Genomic DNA, 18,164 nt, shown 5'->3' on the forward strand with positions numbered 1-18,164 from the left:
GGTCAGTCCGGCGTCTTTGAAACCGTCGGAATGCGCTGCTCCAGCAACTGGTGCAGCGCGCTGTCCGCCGGCCAGTTGCGCATGAAGCGCGCGCGATCTTTGGCGAACGCCGTCGCGAACGAGGTCTGGGAACCGTGCTGACACATGGCGTCCAGATCGATGAGCGACCAGCGATCCTGTTGCCAGAACACGTTGTGACCCTTGAGATCGCCGTGGCTGATGCGCTCACGGATCAACTGCGCAAACAGCGTATCCAGCGCCTGCAATTCGGCTTCCGGCGCATCGCCGTTAGCCACGTAGGGCGCAAAGCGCTCGACGATGTCGGGCCCCGGCAGGAACTCGGTCACCAGATACGCCTCGCGGCGCAGCCATAAAAAGCGTTTTTCCAGCAGCGCCAGCGGTTTGGGCGTGGCGATGCCGAGAAACCGCAACCGATTGCCTTCACGCCACGAGTGCCAGGCACGGGACGGTCGCCAGAAACGCTTGAGCCAGTGGGCCAGGTTCTTGATGTTGTAGCGTTTGATCACCAGCTCGCGGCCGGCGACGTCTACCCTGGCGACGCTGGCCGCGCCCCCGGTCTTGTACAGATGACCGCCATCCACCAGCGCGTCGGCCTGCTCCAGCACGGGCAGCATTCCGGCGACTTCTTCGCGACGAATCGCACGCAGGGCAAACGGCCCGTCTTCAACGCTGAACAGGCTGCATTCACGGCCGATCTTGTTCAGGTAATCCCGCAAGCGCCAACTGCGCACCTTGTCGATCTGCTTTTGCAGCGCCTCGACCGGCAAGCCGTGCTCGCCGTTGCTCAGCAGGTAATAGACCAGCAATTCTTCGGTGAACGGCTCCAGCGACTTGGGCAACTGGGCGAAGAATACGCCGAGGTTTTCCAGCACTTTCTGCCGGGACAACGGCTTGCCGGCTTCCTCGACGCGAATGCCCGCGCCGTCAATCAAATACAGCGTGGAGCCCTGACGCAGCAGGTTGTCGAGGTGCAGGTCTTCCTGCCACAGGCCTTTGGCGTGCATCTGACCCACAGCGGCCAGGGCATCGCCGAGCACTGACTGCTGTTCATCGGCCAGCGGTGGCAGGTTTTCCACTGATTTCCAGGTATCGCCCAAGCTTTGGGCTTGATCCAGAAACTCGAACAACAGCCAGCCGCCCTCGCCTTCCTGCAGCCCGTCGGCCAACAGCAACGGCGTTGGCAAGCCCTGTTTCGCCAGCACCTGTACGCCATCGCGTTCACGCTGGAAATGCCGCGGGGCTTTGGGACCGACCAGTAATTTCGCCAGCACCGTGCGCCCACGCCAGATGCCGGCGCCTACATAGCGTTGACCGGGCAGGACGCGCAGCAGGCTGAGCAATTGCAGCTCGGCAGGACCGGCGGCATCCTCCAGCGCGATGTTCATCGGCAGCGCCGGGGTGCGACCGGCGTTTTTCAGTTCAGACAAACGCATCGGCGCCCTCTTTGATCAAGCCCAGATTATGCATTTCAACCGGAATTCTGTTTACCGCTCACGGCGCTTGTGACTGCCCCGCTTGGCGACACGCTGCCACCAGGTGTCAACCAGACCGCTATCGACCGGGGCGTTCAGATAAGCCGCGAGCAGCTCGCGTATTTCCGTTTCGTTCCAGACCGGTGCGCGGCGCAGAAGAGGCTCAATGTCCTTGACACGGTCGCGCTGGCCGAAGATCGACTTGCGTGTCTTCTCAAGGTCGATCAGCTGCGCCATGTACTCACCGCCCCGGGCCCGCATGAAAATATGCTTGGGGTAGAAACAGCCGTGCACCTGACCCGCCTTGTGCAGCGTGCGCGCCAGTTGCCCGCACGCCTGCAGAATCGCCAGACGCTCGGTGGCCGGCCGCTCGTGCCAGTCCTGCAACAGCGTGTCCAGATCGGTCCAGCCATCCAGTGCGCGGGTCATCAGGATTGCGCGGCGCTCGCCGTCGACTTTCCTGTCCGCGTAGAACACTGCATGCAGCGCCGGAATGCCCAGCTTCTGATACAGGCTGATGTTGCGAAACTCACGGGAGAAAGACGGCTCACCGAACGGGTGATGCAGGGTATACGTCAGGTAATTGCTCTGGCGTTTGAGGTAATAGCCGGAGCCTTCCAGCTCCAGGCGAAACACACTGCTCCAGCCGCCACGGCCGGTGTTGGGCTCATCCACCGCATCGAGCTCTACGTTCCACAACGCATCGAAGTCCGCCAGACCGTGCCGTTCGAGCAGCCCCCGGTCGGCGTCAGCAATGAAAACAGTCATTCGCGACCCTCAAAAAAACTGACGATGTGGCGGATGCGCTTCTTGTCAGAATCATTCAAGCGTTCACGACCACGATATTGCAGATAGAACCGCAGGCGCTGGGTGGCCGACAGGTGATATTTGGCGACCTTGTCCAGGCACGCGAGGTCTTTGGTGATCCGGTAACGCAGCATGAAGCTGACCCAGAACGCGCCGTTGGGGCAGTCGATGAGGAACACCGTCGCCTGATCGTCCACCAGCAAGTTGCGCCACTTCAGATCGTTATGGGTGAAGTGATGATCGTGCATGGTCCGGGTGTAGCGCGCGACCTGCTGGCTGACGCCATTGACCCACGCGCGGCTGTCGAGGCGCGTGTCGTTGACCCGCGCCAGTTCGGACAGGTCTTCGGTACGCGGCAGCTCCCGAGTGATCAGCGCGCCGCGATCATACGCAGCGCCATTGCGCTCCAGGCCCCAGGCGACGACTTCTGCGGTCGGGATGCCCCACTTGGCGAAGCGCTTGAGGTTTTGCCATTCGGACTTGACCCGGGGCCGTCCCAGATACCGGCGCAAACCCTTGCCCGCCGCGACGTAGCGCTTGACGTAGTAGTTCACGCCACCGCGCTCGACGCGGATGACTTCGGACAGCGGATCCCGGGTGAGGCGCTCGCCTTTGAGGGCGAACACCGCGTCGAGGGTGCCGAAGTCGTCTGTCAGCGCGGCGTAGCCAGGCTCCAGATTCCAGCCCGCCATCAGAGCGCGTCTCCGTAACGCAATTTGCGCTGATATAGCTTCTCGGCCTTGCCTTCAAGCCAGCTCAACAGCGCCGATTCCTGGGCCAGGATCTGCCGCAGGGGCTGCTGGAAATAGCCCTTGAGAAACCGCAGTTTGTCGCGCCGGGTCAGGCCAATGTCCATCGCCGAGAAATACAGCGCGGCCAGGTCTTTGTTGCGCCAGCGCTGGGTGATCGCCGGGCGCGTCTGGGCGCGGTGCAGGTCGATCACCGAGAGCCGGAAGCTATCGGGCGTGACCGGCGTGTCGGTGTGCAGCAGAAAATGACAGATGTAGCAGTCGCGGTGGTTGACCCCGGCGCGGTGCATCATCCCGACCAGCCGCGCCACTTCGGCGATGTACGCGCGCTTCATGCGTGGCTCGGGCGGCTCGTTGCGCCAGTTCAGGCTGACATCTTCCAGGCTCTCGGTCGGCGCCAGCTCTTCGGTGATGATGAACGAATGCTGCATCGCCGGATTGTTGCCGCGCTCGCCGTACGCCACGGCAGTCATGGTCGGCACGCCGACTTCATGCAGGCGATTGACCGCGTCCCACTCCTGACCCGCGCCGAGCACCGGCAATTTGGCGGTCAGCAGGTTTTTCGCCACTTCACCCCAGCCGATGCCGCGATGGATCTTGACGAAATAACCGCGCCCGTCGACCTCCGTACGCAAGGTGCGCCGGTTCTCGAGTTCGCGGTAGACCTGGCCTTCCAGCGCCTCGACGGCCTCGAACGCATCGCGCCCGGCCCAGAGGGTCTTGAAGGGTTCAGCAAGGATCAGTTTCATCCGTGGTGCTCCGCCAGAATCACATCCGCAGCGTGCTGCGGCATGCTGTAAAGATCAGCCGTGTCGGCGAATGCCAGCCCGTTACGGCTCCAGGTGCTGCGCGCGGTGTCATCCTTGAGGATACGGGCCAGGTACTGATTGAGCTGGTTCTGCTCGAACGGCTCATCAAGCACCAGACCGCTGTCGGCTTCGGCGATGTAATGGGCGTAGCCGCACACCGCACTGACCAGCACCGGGAGCCCCGCCACCAGCGCTTCAAGCAGCACGGTGCCGGTGTTTTCGTTGTACGCCGGATGAATCAACAGGTCGGCGCCCAACAGAAAACGCGGAATGTCACTGCGCCCTTTCATGAAGGTGACGTGATCGCCCAGGCCCAGCGTCGTGCTCTGCACCTGGAATACCTTGGGGTCGTCCTGGCCGATGACAAACAGGCGCGTGCGTTTTTTCAATTCTGCGGGCAGCGCCGCCAGCGCCTTGAGGCTGCGATCGACGCCCTTGGTCTTGAAGCCGGAGCCGATCTGCACGAGCAGCAGGTCATCGTCGGCCAGCTTGAATTCCCGACGAAATTCAGCGCGGATTTCGGCGGCATTCGGCGGCGCCCGGCGGTCCTGGGAGATCCCCGGCGGCAACAGATGAAAGCGTTCCAGCGGCGTGTCGTAATGCTTGATGAACAGCGGCTGCTGCACTTCAGAAATCATCAGCACTTCGGTCTTCGCGTCTTTGCCGAACACCGCGCGCTCGTAGTCGGCGAAGTGACGGTAGCGGCCCCAGTATTTGTACAGGCCGTGGCGCAGGTTCTGGGCCTTGTCTTCGTAGCAGCCGTCGGCGGCGTAATACACGTCCAGGCCGGGCATCTTGTTGAAGCCAATCAGCCGGTCCACGGGACGCTTGGCCAGGTCGGCGTTCATCCAGTCGGTGAGCTTTTCGTTGCGACGGTGGTTGAAGATTGCCTTGACCGGCGCCACTAGCACTTCGAAGCCGGGCGGCACGTCGCCTTCCCAGATCAGCGTGTAGACACGGATTTTATGGCCGCGCTGCTGGCACTCCAGGGCGATGCGCATGAAGTCGCGCTGCAGGCCACCGAAGGGGAAGTATTTATAAAGCACGAATGCCAGTTGCATCAGGGATGTTCCTTTGCCAGCAATAGCGCGCCTAACTGGTTCGCTACCCGCTCGGGATTCAGGCGAGTGAAGCACATGGGCCACTCGCGTTCGGTATCGACCTGACGCTGATCTTCAGGCGTCGGTCGGTAGGTGCATTTCTTTTGCAGGCACGGCGCGCAGGCGGGGTAATCGGCCGCCAGATGAACCTGCGACCGGCCGTACGCGCCGGTCAGGCCCGGATTGGTCGGGCCGAACAGCGACAGCGTCGGTACGTCCAGCGCTGCAGCCAAATGACCAAGACCGGTGTCCACCGCGACGCAACCCTGGGCGCTCGCCAGTACGCGAGCAACCCCTGCCAGATTGAGTTTGGGCAACACGACGGCATTATCAAGGCCATCGGCAATGCGTTCGGCTCGTGCCTTCTCGGCCGGGTTGCCCCACGGAAGACGCACTTCAAGTCCCTGACCGATCATTCGTTCGGCCAATTGCCGCCAGTAAAGCTCGGGCCAATGTTTGGTGTCCCACGTGGTGCCGTGCAGAAACAGTACGAAGGGCGCGTCGTTTGTAGCAGTGAGCAGGCGGCTGCGATCAAGGCCGTAATCGCCCAATCCCGCAGGCACCTGATAGCCCAGCGCCTGACCGAACAGCTGACGCAACCGCTCGACCGCATGCTGGCCGCGGGCAACGGCGTAGGGGCGATTGTAGAAGCGAGCGGCCATGGGCTCCCGCGCAGAAGTCTTGTCCAGGCCGGCGATGGGCGCTTTGACGTAGCGGGTAAGCCAGGCGCTTTTCAGCAGGCCCTGGGCGTCGATCACCAGATCGTAACGGGTGTCGCGCAGGCGCTGTTTGAACTGGCGCCATTCGCCATTTTTGAGGGTCTGCCAGAGGTTTTTGCGCCAGCGACGGATGGCCACCGGAATGACGTTGGCGACCGCTGGATGCCAGGTCGGAATCTCGGCGAAGCCCTCTTCCACCACCCAGTCGAATTGGATGCCCGGCAGCGCGCCCATGGCGTCAGTCAGCGCGGGCAAGGTGTGGATGACGTCACCCAGTGACGAGGTTTTGATCAGCAGTACCCGCAAGTCAGGCGACCTCGACCGGGGCGGCGCCAATACGGCCGAGGGCCTGGATCACCGAATCCGGCTCCAGCAGGCGCAGGCAGTTGTAATGGCCGAAGCGGCAGGTGCGCTCGAAGCACGGGCTGCACTCGATGCCGAGGCGGACGATCTCGACTTCATCGGCCAGCGGCGGCGTAAAGCCCGGCGAGGTTGAACCGTAGACCGCCACCAGCGGGCGATTCAGCGCGGCGGCCACGTGCATCAGCCCGGAATCGTTGGAGACGACTGCGTCCGCGCAGGACAGCAGGTCAATGGCTTCGGCCAGTGAGGTGCCGCCGCTGAGGTTCATGGATTCTTCGCGCAGGCCCGGAATCAGCCGCTCGCGGATGCTTTCGCCCACGGAGTGGTCGTTCTTCGAGCCGAACAGCCAGACTTGCCAGCCTTCACGGATCTTCGCTTCGGCAACCTTGGCGTAGTGCTCGGAAGGCCAGCGCTTGGATTCACCGAACTCGGCGCCCGGGCACAGCGCGAGCACCGGCCGGTCGAGGCTCAGGCCGAACTTGGTTAGCGCCGCGTCGCGACTCGCCGTTTCGATTTGCAGGCTGGGTTTGGGATAAGGGTGCGGCAACTCGGCGCCTTTGTCGTAGGCCAGCGCCATGAAGCGTTCGATCATCAGCGGGTAGCGCTGCTTGTCGAGGGTGCGCACGTCGTTGAGCAGGCCATAGCGAAATTCGCCACGCCAGCCGGTGCGTTTGGGAATACCGGCGAAGAATGGCACCAGCGCCGACTTCAGCGAGTTGGGCAGCAGAATCGCCTGATCGTACTGGCCCTTGAGGGACTTGCCGATGCGCCGGCGCGTGGCCAGCTCCAGCGCGCCATGGCCGAGCGGGAAGCTCAGGGCCGTGCGTACTTCGGGCATGCGCTCAAGAATCGGCCGGCTCCACTCGGGCGCCAGCACATCGATTTCGCACTGCGGGTGACGCTGCTTGAGGCACTGGAACAGCGTCTGCGCCATCACCATGTCACCGACCCAGCTGGGCCCTACGATCAGAATTCTCATGCTCATCCAAAAACGACCAGAAACGAGCAGGGAGGCCCATCAGACTGCGTGATGCTTGCACACGCCGCCTGACGCCTCCCTGTCATAGCTTTATATAGATCCGTGAGATCCGAACCCTGCAGTGTTCTCATCAACCTCTTCGCGAGCAAGCTCGCTCCCACAGGATCGCTCACCTAACGTGGGAGCGACCGGGGTGGCGCTCCACCTTGCTCACGAAGGGGCCGGTCCTGCTGCCATCCAACGTCATGGCAATCAACTCAGCCCCAACGCTCCCCAGATCCGCATCACTTCGCGGCGTTCGGTGGCGAACTGGTCGCCGGCCACAACACCCGGATCGTTCTGCAGCGCCTGTCGGTGAGCGGCCGAGCGGTAGGCCTTGTACGCCTCACGCAGCAGGCCGGCATCGGCGGCGGCCATCAGACCGGCCTCTTCAAGGCCTTCGAGAATACGGATGTTATCGGTGTAACGAAGCAGAGCGGGATGCTCTCTGGACCACGCCAGGGCCGCGTATTGCACCATAAATTCAATATCGACGATACCTCCGGCGTCCTGCTTGAGGTCGAACCGCGCCGTCGGTTCAAACGCATTCGCCCCTTTGCCGGCCGTCGTTGTACGGGTGCCGAGGTTGTCGCGCATCTTGGCGCGCATCTCGCTGACCTCCTGACGCAGCTTCGGCAGATCCCGCTCCCGCCCCAGCACCGAGGCGCGCACGGTCTCGAACTGCCGGCCGACATCGGTGCTGCCCACCAGCACCCGCGCGCGCACCAACGCCTGATGCTCCCACGTCCACGCCTCGTTCTCCTGATAGCGGGAAAACGCCCCAAGCGAACTCACCAGCAAACCCGCCGCGCCGGACGGGCGCAGGCGCATGTCGACTTCGTACAACTGACCCGAGTTGGTCTGGGTGGTGATCAGGTGAATGATCCGCTGACCGAGCCGTGTGAAGAACTGCGCGCCATCGATCGGCTTGGCCCCGTCGGTTTCAGCCTGGGGATCGCCATCGTGAATGAACACCAGGTCCAGATCCGAGCCGTGACCCAGTTCGATACCGCCGACCTTGCCGTAGCCGACGATGACAAAACCGGGGTCGCACAAGGTGCCGTCCGGTCGGCGCGGTGCACCGTGACGGGCGACGGTGTGGCGCCAGGCGAGCGCAAGCACTTGCTCCAGAATCGCTTCGGCCAGCCAGGTCAGGTAATCGCTGACTTTCATCAGCGGCAGGCTGCCGGTGATTTCCGACGCAGCCACGCGCAGACGGTGAGCCAGCTTGAAATGCCGCAGGGCTTCCATTTGCTGTTCCAGGTCGTCTTCAGGAATACGCGTCAGACGCTCGCGCAGCTCGGCGGCCAGTTCAAGCGCCTGGGGCGGGCTGAACAGGCGACCTTCGTTAAGCAACTCATCCAGCAGCAGCGGAAAACGGGCAATCTGCTCGGCAATCCACGGGCTGGCCGCGCACAGGGTCAACAATCGACGCAACGCGCCGGGGTTTTCGGTGAGCAAGACCAGATACGCCGAGCGACGCGCCACCGCTTCCACCAGCGGCAGCACGCGCTCGAGCACCAGATCGGGATTGTCGTGCTCGACCGCTTGTGCGAGCAGCCGCGGAATAAAGGCATCGAGCCGCTCACGCCCTAGCCGCTGCATCGAGCGCAGCTGCGAACTGTTGCGCAGGTTGCTCAGGTTTTTCAGCGCCTTTTGCGCGTCAGCAAATCCGCCCTCCTGGAGCTGGAGGCGGGCGCTTTCTTCGTTCTGCGACTCTTCCCACAGCGGCAGCCACTCTCCGCCGACGATTTCGTCGCCGTGGTCCTGCTGGCCTTCTTCCTCGTCCGGGTCGGCGATAACCTGACGAAAGTGCCACGCGACGCGCTCACGCCAGTACATCAGTTGTTCATGGAAACTCGCCCAGTCGGCAAAGCCCATCATGAAGGCGATGCGCGCCTGATCCTGCGGGTCGTCAGGGAGCATTTGCGTCTGCCGATCGGCAATCGCCTGAATGGCGTGCTCGGTGTAGCGCAGAAACTGATAACCCTCCCGCAGCTCATTAATCACCGCAGCGGGCAGATAGCCCTGGCCTTCAAGGGTTTTCAGCACCTTGAGCAGCGGTCGCTGCTGCAAGCTCAGGTCGCGACCGCCGTGAATCAATTGAAAGGCCTGGGCGATGAATTCCACTTCGCGGATGCCGCCGGATCCCAGCTTGATATTTTCGGCCATGCCCTTGCGCCGGACTTCCTGCTGGATCAGCTGCTTCATGGTGCGCAGCGCTTCAATGGCGGAGAAGTCCAGATAGCGGCGATAGACAAACGGCCGCAGCATGTCGAGCAACTCGCTGCCCTTCTCCTGATCGCCGCCCACCACACGGGCCTTGATCATGGCGTAGCGTTCCCAGTCGCGGCCCTGATCCTGGTAGTACTGCTCCAGCGCGTTGAAGCTGAGCACCAGTGCACCGGAAGACCCATACGGGCGCAGGCGCATGTCGACCCGGAAGACAAAGCCGTCGACCGTGACCGGGTCCAGCGCCTTGATCAATCGCTGACCCAGGCGGATGAAAAATTCCTGATTATCGAGCGGGCGTTTAACGCCCTGGGTTTCGCCGCCCTCGGGGTAGGCAAAGATGAGATCGATGTCGGACGATAGATTCAGCTCGACGGCCCCCAGCTTGCCCATGCCGAGGATGACCATCTGCTGTGCCTCGCCGGTCCGACGGCCGGTCGGCACGCCGAATTGCTGGCAATGCCGCTCGTACAGCCACTTGTAAGCCAGATCGATGCAGCCATCTGCCATGTCCGAGAGATCGCGACAGGTTTCCACCAGATCAGCCTGCCGGGTCAGATCCCGCCAGATAATTCGCACTTGCTGGCGCGTGCGTTGACGACGTAGATTACGCCCCAACTCATCGTCGCTGGCAGCCTGAATGACTGCATTGGCGATGTGCCCAAGCAGCTCGCCGGGCGCAAAACTGCGCTCAAGCTCACCGGATTCAGCGAGGTCGAGCAGCATCAGCGGATCGCGTGAAACCTGATCGGCGACGAAGTCGCTGGCCGCACACACACGATCAAACGCCAACAGCCGCGCCTCGGGCCAGGCCTGAAATGGATGCCTGGCGTCATCTGTGAGGGCATCGAGAGCGGTGCGCCAGGATTGGCGCGCACGAGTGACCAACGGCAGAAGGACAGCCGGCAGCTCGGCCAGCAGGGGAAGGCTCATGGTCTATCCTTGATCGGCATTCAAATGGCAGCACGCCACGGCGGTTGTATACACGCAACGGACGGACTGTCGAACAAAGGTTAAAAATTGCTGATGACGGGCATTTTCTGGTTTTCAGCATGACAGGTCCGGCGATTCGTCAGATTTTTACACTGAGAACCCTGCTTTAACGGACACTGCACCACGAGTGAAAACGTCGCTCAGCTGTAGTTTTACTACTGTATATACAAGTCAAAAAGCTGAATTAGCCCGAGATTTGTAGTAAAACTACACAACGCCGGGGACCCATCCGGTCATCCAAGAATTTTATATCGTCTGCCCACAAGGCCAGTCGCAACAAACTCAGGCAACCGATTCTGGAAGCCTTTCCGCCCTGGAGCAAGCCATGCAAGACCTCGATCCCGTCGAAACCCAGGAATGGCTGGACGCCCTGGAATCGGTTCTCGACAAAGAAGGCGAAGACCGTGCTCATTACCTGATGACCCGTATGGGTGAGCTGGCCACACGAAGTGGTTCGCAACTGCCTTACGCCATCACCACGCCTTACCGCAACACCATCCCCGTTACCCACGAAGCACGCATGCCCGGCGACCTGTTCATGGAACGCCGCATCCGCTCGCTGGTACGTTGGAACGCTTTGGCGATGGTGGTCAAGACCAACATCGGCGACCCGGATCTGGGCGGCCACATCTCCAGCTTCGCTTCCAGTGCAACCCTGTACGACATCGGCTTCAACTACTTCTTCCAGGCCCCGACCGACGAACACGGCGGCGACCTGATCTACTTCCAGGGTCACGCATCGCCAGGCGTCTACGCCCGTGCGTTCATGGAAGGCCGCATTACCGAAGACCAGATGAACAACTTCCGTCAGGAAGTCGATGGCAACGGTCTGTCGTCCTATCCGCACCCGTGGCTGATGAAAGACTTCTGGCAGTTCCCGACCGTTTCCATGGGTCTGGGTCCGATTCAGGCGATCTACCAGGCGCGTTTCATGAAGTACCTGGAGCACCGCGGTTACATTCCTGAAGGCAAGCAGAAAGTCTGGTGCTTCCTGGGCGACGGCGAGACCGACGAGCCGGAATCCCTGGGCGCCATTGCCCTGGCCGGTCGCGAGAAGCTCGACAACCTGATCTTCGTCGTGAACTGCAACCTGCAGCGTCTGGACGGTCCGGTTCGCGGCAACGCCAAGATCATCCAGGAACTGGAAGGCGTGTTCCGCGGTGCTCAGTGGAACGTGACCAAAGTCATCTGGGGCCGTTTCTGGGACCCACTGCTGGCCAAGGACGTCGACGGCATCCTGCAACGCCGCATGGACGAAGTCATCGACGGCGAATACCAGAACTACAAAGCCAAAGACGGCGCTTTCGTGCGCGAACACTTCTTCAACTCGCCAGAACTCAAGGCGATGGTTGCGGATATGTCCGACGACGAAATCTGGAAGCTGAACCGTGGCGGCCACGACCCGTACAAGGTCTACGCGGCGTACCACGAAGCGGTGAACCACAAGGGTCAGCCGACCGTGGTTTTGGCCAAGACCATCAAGGGCTATGGCACCGGCGCCGGTGAAGCGAAAAACACCGCGCACAACACCAAGAAGGTCGACGTCGACAGCCTGCGTCACTTCCGTGACCGCTTCGACATCCCGGTCAAGGACGATCAGCTCGAAGCCCTGCCGTTCTACAAGCCGGAAGAAGGCAGCGCCGAAGCGCGTTACCTGGCCGAGCGTCGTGCTGCACTGGGCGGCTTCGTGCCACAGCGTCGCGCGCAGAGCTTCAGCCTGCCGACCCCGCCACTGGAAACCCTCAAGGCGATCCTTGACGGCTCCGGCGACCGCGAAATTTCCACCACCATGGCCTTCGTCCGCATCCTGACCCAACTGGTCAAGGACAAGGAAGTGGGTCAGCGCATCGTTCCGATCATCCCGGACGAAGCCCGTACCTTCGGTATGGAAGGCATGTTCCGCCAGCTGGGCATCTACTCGTCCGTAGGCCAGCTGTACGAGCCAGTCGACAAAGAACAGGTGATGTTCTATCGCGAGGACAAGAAGGGTCAGATCCTCGAAGAAGGCATCAACGAAGCCGGCGCGATGTCTTCGTTCATCGCGGCAGGTACGTCGTACAGCAGCCACAACCAGCCGATGATTCCGTTCTACATCTTCTACTCGATGTTCGGTTTCCAGCGTATCGGCGACTTGGCATGGGCCGCAGGCGACAGCCGCACCCGTGGTTTCCTGATCGGCGGCACCGCCGGTCGTACCACCCTGAACGGTGAAGGTCTGCAGCACGAAGACGGTCACAGCCACATCCTGGCCTCGACCATCCCGAACTGCCGCACCTTCGATCCCACCTATGGCTACGAGCTGGCGGTGATCATTCAGGACGGCATGAAGAAGATGTTCGAAGAACAACAGGACGTCTTCTACTACCTAACCGTGATGAACGAGTCCTACACGCAACCTGCCATGCCGGCCGGTTCCGAGGAAGGCATCATCAAGGGCATGTACCTGCTGGAAGAAGACACCAAGGAAGCCGCGCATCACGTGCAGCTGCTGGGTTCGGGCACCATCCTGCGTGAAGTACGCGAGGCGGCGAAGATCCTGCGCGAGCAGTTCAACATTGGTGCGGACGTCTGGAGCGTCACCAGCTTCAACGAATTGCGTCGCGACGGCCTGGCCGTAGAGCGCAGCAATCGCCTGAAGCCGGGTCAGAAGCCACAGTTGAGCTACGTTGAAGAATGCCTCAATGGCCGTAAAGGTCCGGTGATCGCTTCGACCGACTACATGAAACTGTTCGCTGACCAGATCCGTCAGTGGGTTCCGACCAAGGAATACAAGGTGCTGGGCACCGACGGTTTCGGCCGTAGCGACAGCCGCAAGAAGCTGCGCAACTTCTTCGAAGTTGACCGTCACTTCGTGGTGCTGGCCGCCCTTGAAGCCTTGGCCGATCGCGGCGATATCGAACCTAAGGTCGTGGCGGAAGCCATTGCCAAGTTCGGCATCGATCCTGAAAAGCGCAACCCGCTGGACTGCTAAGGTCTGCGTAACGATCGAATAGAGCGCTGAGAGGTGCGCGAAACAGCCGCCGATGCGGAATTTACTTCGGTAAATGAGCATCCGGGCTGTTTCGTCGCAGATGAATCGGCGCAGTCGAGGAACAGGTTCTCCTAAGGAGAGACATTGTGAGTGAGTTAATTCGAGTACCCGACATCGGCAACGGTGAAGGAGAAGTCATTGAGTTGATGGTCAAGGTCGGTGATCGCATCGAAGCTGACCAGAGCGTGCTGACGCTGGAGTCGGACAAGGCAAGCATGGAAATCCCTGCGCCTAAAGCCGGTGTCATCAAGGCGATGAAAGTGAAGCTGGGCGACCGCCTGAAAGAAGGCGACGAACTGTTCGAGCTGGAAGTGGAAGGCGAAGCGGCGGCCGAGCCGGCTGCTGCACCTGCTGCTGCCGCGCCTGCCCCTGCTGCTGAAAAGCCAGCCGAGAAGCCAGCCGAAGCCCAAGCGGCGCCTGCCGCAGCGGCTGCACCTGCTGCGTCGGACACGGTTCAGGACATCCACGTTCCGGACATCGGTTCGTCGGGCAAGGCTCGCATCATCGAGCTGATGGTCAAAGTGGGCGACAGCATCGAAGCTGATCAATCCTTGATCACCCTGGAGTCCGACAAAGCCTCGATGGAGATCCCGTCTCCCGCCGCAGGCGTTGTCGAAAGCATCAGCGTCAAGGTCGAAGACGAAGTCGGTACCGGCGACCTGATCTTGAAATTGAAAGTGGCGGGTGCTGCACCGGCTGCCGCCCCTGCACAAGCGGCTGCCCCGGCTCCGGCCAAGGCGGAAGCGGCTGCTCCGGCGCCCGCCGCCGCTCCGGCTGCGAAAGCTGAAAGCGCGCCTGCGCCTGCTGCTGCACCAGCCGCTGCCCCTGCGAACAATGGCGCCAAGGTGCACGCTGGCCCGGCTGTTCGTCAGTTGGCGCGCGAGTTCGGCGTCGAGCTGAGTGCTGTTTCGGCAACCGGCCCACATGGCCGCGTGCTGAAAGAAGACGTCCAGGCGTACGTCAAATCGATCATGACCAAGTCCAAGGACGCGCCTGCTGCTGGCGGCGCTGCCGGCGGCATGGGCATCCCGCCGATTCCGGAAGTCGATTTCAGCCGTTTCGGCGAAACCGAAGAAGTGCCGATGACGCGTCTGATGCAACTGGGCGCAACCGGTCTGCACCGCAGCTGGCTGAACATCCCGCACGTCACGCAATTCGACCAGGCCGACATCACCGACCTGGAAGCTTTCCGTATCGCGCAGAAAGCCGTGGCCGAAAAAGCCGGCGTCAAGCTGACCATTCTGCCGCTGCTGCTCAAGGCCAGTGCGCACATGCTCAAGGAGCTGCCGGACTTCAACAGTTCGCTGGCGCCAAGCGGCAAAGCGATCATTCGCAAGAAGTACTTCAACATCGGTTTCGCGGTGGATACGCCGGAAGGCCTGCTGGTCCCGGTGATCAAGAACGTCGACCAGAAGAGCCTGCTGCAACTGGCAGCCGAAGCGGCTGAGCTGGCGGAGAAGGCACGCTCCAAAAAGCTGTCGGCCAACGACATGCAAGGCGCCTGCTTCACCATCTCCAGCCTCGGCCACATTGGCGGCACCGGGTTCACGCCGATCGTCAACGCGCCGGAAGTGGCGATCCTTGGCGTGTCCAAGGCCACCATGCAACCGGTCTGGGACGGCAAAGCATTCCAGCCTCGCCTGATGCTGCCGCTGTCGCTGTCCTACGATCACCGCGTGATCAACGGCGCCGCCGCAGCGCGCTTCACCAAGCGTCTCAGCGAATTGCTGGCGGACATCCGCACGATCCTGCTGTAAGCCATACAAGGCCCGTTTCTCGCGAAACGGGCTTTCGTTTTCTCGAGCTGCCACGCTCGTACCTCAACCCCGCTCACTGGCGGGGCTTTTTTTGCCCCTTTAAAATGGATTCATCAGCGGCTACAAAGGCCCTACAGTATTCGGTCGCGCTGCCGATAACTGATCATGCACAAACACCAGCCGCTCGACCCTCACCCTGACAATCCGATCAATTACCTCCAGTAAATCAACCGTCTGCCGACAGATTTATAGCACTAAGCCATCGCGCTGACTTGTCAGCCCGTTCGCCATGATGCAACCTTGCGGCACGCGACTTAAAGACGGGCTCCTTGCCCGTGCGCGACAGCACCCTGAAAGCGAGTTCCTTCATGAAAAGCCAACCTGATGCTGCCGGTAGACCGGCGGCCGAGGTCGTGACGCAATTACCGGTGCCCTCGCGGCTCGGCATGCTGCGTTTCGAGCGGCTGAATGAACCCAGCTGGGCCATGCTCTATCTGGATCCGAACTGCGAAAAGCAATTCAGCATGCCCGCCGTCGAACTGTGCGCGCTGGTGGGCACGCCTTACGCCAGCCTCATGGAGCCCGAAGCGCGCTATCAACTGCACGACGCCGTGCAGATGCAACTGGCCGGCAGCGCCCATTACCTGATCCGCTACACCCTGCACACGACGCGCGGCCCGTTGAATCTGGTGGAAATCGGTGAGGGATACAAGCAACACAACCGGCATCTGTTGCGCGGCTACCTGATGGTGGTTGATGCGCAGATCGAGCCCGGCGAACTGATCATCAGCCCCGATCTGGAAGTACAGAACTCCCGTCTGCAGATCGCGCTGGAGCTCAATCAACGCGCCCAGCACGAACAGTTGCTGCATCTTGAACGGGTCCGCGCACAGCAAAGCCTGATTCTGCGTCTGGCGCGCCATCGCTACAGTTCGAACAATTCGCTGCAGGAAGCCGCTGAGCTGATCACCAAAAGCGCCTGCGAGATCTACAACATCTCCTGCGCCAGCCTGTGGAACCTCAGCGGCAAGACCCTTGAGCCGATTGCCGAGTATCGCCGCGATACCAGCACGTTCCCCAAAACCGATGCGATCGACATCAGCGAATTCCCCAGCTACCTGGACGTGCTGCACACCAGCCGCGCCATCGACGTCAACGATGTCGAGCAGGATCCGCGTACGCGCGAGCTGGTTCAGCGACTGCGGACCCAGAACATCACCGCCATTCTCGACGCCGCCGTGCGCATCGATGGCCAGGTGGTGGGCGTGCTGTGCCTCGAGCAGACCGGTACGCCGCGGGAATGGCAGTCCGATGAGATTGCTTTTGCCGGTGAGCTGGCCGATCAGTTTGCCCACGCCATCAACAACCACAACCGCCGCACCGCCACCAGCGCCCTGCACCTGTTTCAGCGTGCCGTGGAGCAAAGCGCCAATGCGTTTTTGCTGGTCAACCGCGACGGCGTGGTTGAGTACGTCAACCCGAGCTTCACCGAAATCACCCAGTACCCGGCCGATGAGGTTCACGGACATCGCCTGTCGGAGCTGCCGGCGCTGGAAAATCTCAGCGCGCTGCTCCTCGACGCGAACTCCAGTCTGGTCAACGGAAACAGCTGGCAGGGCGAGTTCAAGAGCCGACGCAAAAATCTGGAACCGTACTGGGGCCAGCTGTCGATTTCCAAGGTCTACGGCGACAACCGCGAGCTGACCCACTACATCGGCATCTACGAAGACATCACCCAGGCCAAGCTCTCCCAGCAGCGGATCGAGCGTCTGGCGTACACCGACAATCTGACCAGTCTGGGCAACCGTCCGGCGTTCATCCGCACCCTGGACGAGCATTTTGCCCGGGACGTCGCGACGCCGATCAGTCTTTTGCTGGTGGACATCGACAACTTCAAGCGCATCAACGACAGCCTCGGCCACCAGACTGGCGACAAGCTGCTGATCAGCCTGGCTCGCCGCCTGCGCAACAGCCTGAGCCCGACCGGCATTCTGGCGCGCTTCGCCAGTAACGAATTCGCTGTACTGCTCGACGACACCAGTCCCGAGGAGGGCCAACGGGTGGCCAGCCAGGTGCTGAGCACGCTGGACAAGCCGATGTTCGTCGACAATCAGTTGATCAGCGTGACCGGTTCGGTGGGGCTGGCCTGCGCGCCGATCCATGGCCGCGACCCGCAGACGCTGATGAAGAACGCAGGCCTGGCGCTGCACAAGGCCAAGGCAAATGGCAAGCATCAGGTACAGGTGTTCACCGAAGCGCTGAACGCCGAGGCGAGTTACAAGCTGTTCGTCGAGAACAACCTGCGCCGCGCGCTGACGCAGAACGAACTTGAGGTCTTTTACCAGCCGAAACTCTGCCTGCGCAGTGGCCGTCTGCTGGGCATGGAAGCGTTGCTGCGCTGGAATCATCCGGAAAAAGGCATGATCCGCCCGGACCAGTTCATCAGCGTCGCCGAAGAAACCGGCCTGATCATCCCGATCGGCAAGTGGGTCGCGCGGCAGTCCTGCCGCATGAGCAAGCAACTGACCGCCGCCGGTTACGGCAAACTGCATGTGGCCATCAACGTGTCGCCGAAGCAGTTTTCCGATCCGGAGCTGGTCTCCTCGCTGGCCAGCATTCTGCGTGACGAACAGCTCGACCCGTCGCTGCTGGAACTGGAACTGACTGAAGGCTTGCTCCTGGAAGCGACCGAAGACACGCGCCTGCAGCTTGAGTCGCTGAAGACGCTAGGCCTGACCCTGGCGATGGATGACTTCGGTACGGGTTATTCGTCGTTCAGTTACCTGAAGAAATTCCCCATTGACGTGATCAAGATCGACCGCAGCTTCATCAGGGACATCCCGGATGATCAGGACGACATGGAAATCACCTCGGCAGTCATCGCCATGGCCCACAACCTCAAGTTGACGGTGGTCGCCGAAGGCATCGAGACGGCGGCACAGCTGGCGTTTCTGCGTCGCCATCGCTGCGACGTCGGTCAGGGCTATCTGTTCGACAAGCCGATTCCGGGCGAAGAGCTGATCGAGAAACTGCGTCGCTACCCGCGCGGCCCACTGGCTTAAGCCCCCTTCCCCGCATCACATGAGTGCGGCA

General features: G+C 61.6%; 11 protein-coding genes. 3 read left to right on the top strand and 8 right to left on the bottom strand.

Features of this window, described 5'->3' with window-relative positions; translation table 11 throughout:
* Positions 1-2: 2 nt before the first annotated feature.
* From ACYASU_RS20940 to glnE, 8 genes are all read right to left on the bottom strand, one after another.
* The gene (locus tag ACYASU_RS20940; protein WP_463583915.1) at positions 3-1,454 is read right to left on the bottom strand and encodes a lipopolysaccharide kinase InaA family protein; all 1,452 of its coding nucleotides are present in this window, start codon (positions 1,452-1,454) and stop codon (positions 3-5) included.
* A 51-nt stretch (positions 1,455-1,505) separates the two neighbouring features.
* Entirely contained in the window at positions 1,506-2,261 is a 756-nt protein-coding gene (locus tag ACYASU_RS20945) for a lipopolysaccharide kinase InaA family protein (protein ID WP_463583916.1), read from the bottom strand.
* Complete coding sequence (locus ACYASU_RS20950; protein ID WP_346629357.1) at positions 2,258-2,992, bottom strand: lipopolysaccharide kinase InaA family protein; 735 nt, start codon at positions 2,990-2,992, stop codon at positions 2,258-2,260. The genes ACYASU_RS20945 and ACYASU_RS20950 overlap by 4 nt, the downstream gene beginning before the upstream one ends.
* Complete coding sequence (rfaP, locus tag ACYASU_RS20955) at positions 2,992-3,798, bottom strand: lipopolysaccharide core heptose(I) kinase RfaP (RefSeq protein ID WP_192171140.1); 807 nt, start codon at positions 3,796-3,798, stop codon at positions 2,992-2,994. Before rfaP ends, ACYASU_RS20950 begins: the two co-directional genes overlap by 1 nt.
* Complete coding sequence (locus ACYASU_RS20960; protein ID WP_463583917.1) at positions 3,795-4,919, bottom strand: glycosyltransferase family 4 protein; 1,125 nt, start codon at positions 4,917-4,919, stop codon at positions 3,795-3,797. Before ACYASU_RS20960 ends, rfaP begins: the two co-directional genes overlap by 4 nt.
* Positions 4,919-5,983, bottom strand: a complete 1,065-nt coding sequence (waaC, locus tag ACYASU_RS20965; protein ID WP_463583918.1) for a lipopolysaccharide heptosyltransferase I — start codon at positions 5,981-5,983, stop codon at positions 4,919-4,921. Before waaC ends, ACYASU_RS20960 begins: the two co-directional genes overlap by 1 nt.
* Position 5,984: 1 nt before the next feature.
* Positions 5,985-7,019: a lipopolysaccharide heptosyltransferase II gene (waaF, locus tag ACYASU_RS20970; RefSeq protein ID WP_463583919.1), complete on the bottom strand. Its 1,035-nt coding sequence runs from the start codon at positions 7,017-7,019 to the stop codon at positions 5,985-5,987.
* A gap of 252 nt (positions 7,020-7,271) precedes the next feature.
* On the bottom strand, positions 7,272-10,223 hold the full coding sequence (gene glnE / locus ACYASU_RS20975; protein ID WP_463583920.1) for a bifunctional [glutamate--ammonia ligase]-adenylyl-L-tyrosine phosphorylase/[glutamate--ammonia-ligase] adenylyltransferase: 2,952 nt from the start codon (positions 10,221-10,223) through the stop codon (positions 7,272-7,274).
* Positions 10,224-10,608: 385 nt separating this feature from the next.
* On the opposite strand from glnE, the gene aceE reads away from it, so the two are divergent.
* The 3 genes from aceE (at position 10,609) to ACYASU_RS20990 (ending at position 18,133) form a co-directional block, all read left to right on the top strand.
* Positions 10,609-13,254: a pyruvate dehydrogenase (acetyl-transferring), homodimeric type gene (gene aceE / locus ACYASU_RS20980; RefSeq protein WP_282371694.1), complete on the top strand. Its 2,646-nt coding sequence runs from the start codon at positions 10,609-10,611 to the stop codon at positions 13,252-13,254.
* 146 nt (positions 13,255-13,400) lie between these two features.
* A complete protein-coding gene (gene aceF / locus ACYASU_RS20985; RefSeq protein WP_463583921.1) occupies positions 13,401-15,071 on the top strand; it encodes a dihydrolipoyllysine-residue acetyltransferase in 1,671 nt (556 codons plus the stop codon).
* A 368-nt stretch (positions 15,072-15,439) separates the two neighbouring features.
* On the top strand, positions 15,440-18,133 hold the full coding sequence (locus tag ACYASU_RS20990) for a putative bifunctional diguanylate cyclase/phosphodiesterase (protein ID WP_463583922.1): 2,694 nt from the start codon (positions 15,440-15,442) through the stop codon (positions 18,131-18,133).
* Positions 18,134-18,164 lie beyond the last annotated feature (31 nt).

This window comes from Pseudomonas sp. HP_12 (assembly GCF_055283955.1).

Excerpts from the sequence above, each read along its gene's own strand:
- ACYASU_RS20990 (WP_463583922.1), top strand. The coding sequence starts at position 15,440 with ATGAAAAGCCAACCTGATGCTGCCGGTAGACCGGCGGCCGAGGTCGTG.
- aceE (WP_282371694.1), top strand. The coding sequence starts at position 10,609 with ATGCAAGACCTCGATCCCGTCGAAACCCAGGAATGGCTGGACGCCCTG.
- rfaP (WP_192171140.1), bottom strand. The coding sequence starts at position 3,798 with ATGAAACTGATCCTTGCTGAACCCTTCAAGACCCTCTGGGCCGGGCGC.
- glnE (WP_463583920.1), bottom strand. The coding sequence starts at position 10,223 with ATGAGCCTTCCCCTGCTGGCCGAGCTGCCGGCTGTCCTTCTGCCGTTG.
- ACYASU_RS20950 (WP_346629357.1), bottom strand. The coding sequence starts at position 2,992 with ATGGCGGGCTGGAATCTGGAGCCTGGCTACGCCGCGCTGACAGACGAC.
- waaF (WP_463583919.1), bottom strand. The coding sequence starts at position 7,019 with ATGAGAATTCTGATCGTAGGGCCCAGCTGGGTCGGTGACATGGTGATG.
- ACYASU_RS20960 (WP_463583917.1), bottom strand. The coding sequence starts at position 4,919 with ATGCAACTGGCATTCGTGCTTTATAAATACTTCCCCTTCGGTGGCCTG.
- ACYASU_RS20945 (WP_463583916.1), bottom strand. The coding sequence starts at position 2,261 with ATGACTGTTTTCATTGCTGACGCCGACCGGGGGCTGCTCGAACGGCAC.
- ACYASU_RS20940 (WP_463583915.1), bottom strand. The coding sequence starts at position 1,454 with ATGCGTTTGTCTGAACTGAAAAACGCCGGTCGCACCCCGGCGCTGCCG.